The following is a 2699-nucleotide window of genomic DNA, read 5'->3' as shown; positions in this document are numbered from 1 at the left end:
GGTCTGGTGGCGAGTGGCGAACGGGTGAGTAATATATCGGAACATACCCTAGAGTGGGGGATAACGTAGCGAAAGTTACGCTAATACCGCATACGAACTAAGGTTGAAAGTGGGGGATCTTCGGACCTCATGCTCATGGAGTGGCCGATATCTGATTAGCTAGTTGGTGAGGTAAAGGCTCACCAAGGCGACGATCAGTAGCTGGTTTGAGAGAACGACCAGCCACACTGGAACTGAGACACGGTCCAGACTCCTACGGGAGGCAGCAGTGGGGAATTTTGGACAATGGGCGCAAGCCTGATCCAGCAATGCCGCGTGAGTGAAGAAGGCCTTCGGGTTGTAAAGCTCTTTTGTCAGGGAAGAAACGGTGAGTTCTAATACAGCTTGCTAATGACGGTACCTGAAGAATAAGCACCGGCTAACTACGTGCCAGCAGCCGCGGTAATACGTAGGGTGCAAGCGTTAATCGGAATTACTGGGCGTAAAGCGTGCGCAGGCGGTTATATAAGTCAGATGTGAAATCCCCGGGCTCAACCTGGGAACTGCATTTGAGACTGTATGGCTAGAGTGTGTCAGAGGGGGGTAGAATTCCACGTGTAGCAGTGAAATGCGTAGATATGTGGAGGAATACCGATGGCGAAGGCAGCCCCCTGGGATAACACTGACGCTCATGCACGAAAGCGTGGGGAGCAAACAGGATTAGATACCCTGGTAGTCCACGCCCTAAACGATGTCTACTAGTTGTCGGGACTTAATTGTCTTGGTAACGCAGCTAACGCGTGAAGTAGACCGCCTGGGGAGTACGGTCGCAAGATTAAAACTCAAAGGAATTGACGGGGACCCGCACAAGCGGTGGATGATGTGGATTAATTCGATGCAACGCGAAAAACCTTACCTACCCTTGACATGGTTGGAATCCCGAAGAGATTTGGGAGTGCTCGCAAGAGAACCAATACACAGGTGCTGCATGGCTGTCGTCAGCTCGTGTCGTGAGATGTTGGGTTAAGTCCCGCAACGAGCGCAACCCTTGTCATTAGTTGCTACATTCAGTTGAGCACTCTAATGAGACTGCCGGTGACAAACCGGAGGAAGGTGGGGATGACGTCAAGTCCTCATGGCCCTTATGGGTAGGGCTTCACACGTCATACAATGGTACATACAGAGGGCTGCCAAACCGCGAGGTGGAGCTAATCCCAGAAAGTGTATCGTAGTCCGGATTGTAGTCTGCAACTCGACTACATGAAGTTGGAATCGCTAGTAATCGCGGATCAGCATGTCGCGGTGAATACGTTCCCGGGTCTTGTACACACCGCCCGTCACACCATGGGAGCGGGTTTCGCCAGAAGTAGGTAGCTTAACCGTAAGGAGGGCGCTTACCACGGCGGGGTTCGTGACTGGGGTGAAGTCGTAACAAGGTAGCCGTATCGGAAGGTGCGGCTGGATCACCTCCTTTCTAGAGTGCGCTAAATGTTGAGTGTCCACACTTATTGACTGTTAATGATAAAGAACGCAGAAGAAGCGCTAGTAATAGTGGCTTGTTCGAGATTTGCCCGGTTAAGTTGTAAAACGAATGGGGGTTTAGCTCATCTGGTAGAGCACCTGCTTTGCAAGCAGGGGGTGATCGGTTCGAGCCCGGTAACCTCCACCAAGTTAAGTAAGACTAGTGGTAATTGACTGGGGCTGTAGCTCAGCTGGTTAGAGCACCGTGTTGATAACGCGGGGGTCGTTGGTTCGAGCCCAACCAGCCCTACCAAATCGATCGCAAGATCAAGAAATAACAAATGTGAGTAGCGCGAGCGCTATTGAGATTTGTTCTTTCAAATCGAAAGCAAAGTAATTTAGCAGTATCGTTCTTTAACAATTGAGAAGAAGTAAAGTAGAAATAATCAAAATTTATTTCGTAAAGGAGTTTGTCACGGAAGTGGTGAATAGAATTTATGGAAGGGTTGTGATTGTATCAAACAAACAAAGTAGTAAAAGTAATCCAAGTAGCGAGAATCTAGCGATAGATTTGAGCAATTAAAATACAAAGATACTTGAGCTACGGCAAACGCTAAAGTAATACTCATATAGTAGTAAAGAACTATAACTACTTTTTGGTGATGAACCTGAAGAGAGCAATCAAATCAGACACCAGAAATCAAAGTTATAGGGACAAGTGACTAAGTGCACATGGTGGATGCCTTGGCGATATCAGGCGATGAAGGACGTAGTAGCTTGCGATAAGCTGCGGGGAGTGAGCAAACACACTTTGATCCGCAGATTTCCGAATGGGGAAACCCGGCCGTAAGGTCATTGCATACTGAATACATAGGTATGCAAAGCGAACGTGGCGAACTGAAACATCTAAGTAGCTACAGGAAAAGAAATCAACCGAGATTCCCAAAGTAGTGGCGAGCGAAATGGGAAGAGCCTGCATGATTTAGCAGATTTCATAGTGGAACGGATTGGAAACTCCGGCCATAGAGGGTGATAGCCCCTTACACGAAATGATCTTTGTGGAACTAAGTATGCGACAAGTAGGGCGGGACACGTGAAATCCTGTCTGAACATGGGGGGACCATCCTCCAAGGCTAAATACTCGATATCGACCGATAGTGAACCAGTACCGTGAGGGAAAGGCGAAAAGAACCCCGGAAGGGGAGTGAAATAGAACCTGAAACCGTGTGCATACAAACAGTAGGAGCGGACTTGTTTCG

2 tRNA genes and 2 rRNA genes (1 of these 4 cut by a window edge) are annotated in these 2699 nt (G+C 48.5%); all 4 read left to right on the top strand.

The window, feature by feature from the left end:
• Positions 1-1453 (top strand): 16S ribosomal RNA (locus H8K52_RS20465); the annotation flags it as partial.
• Between the two features lie 119 nt (positions 1454-1572).
• A tRNA-Ala gene (locus H8K52_RS20460) sits at positions 1573-1648 on the top strand.
• Positions 1649-1676: 28 nt separating this feature from the next.
• Positions 1677-1753, top strand: a tRNA-Ile gene (locus H8K52_RS20455).
• Positions 1754-2152: 399 nt separating this feature from the next.
• A 23S ribosomal RNA gene (locus tag H8K52_RS20450) occupies positions 2153-2699 on the top strand; its annotated part runs 2443 nt beyond the window's last position; the annotation flags it as partial.

Origin of the sequence: Affinundibacterium seohonense (assembly GCF_014284305.1) — a bacterium.
Classification (GTDB): Bacteria; Pseudomonadota; Gammaproteobacteria; order Burkholderiales; family Burkholderiaceae_D; genus Undibacterium; species Undibacterium seohonense.
The sequence above is the reverse complement of the archived record's forward strand: the minus strand, read 5'-3'. Positions and strand labels throughout refer to the sequence as shown.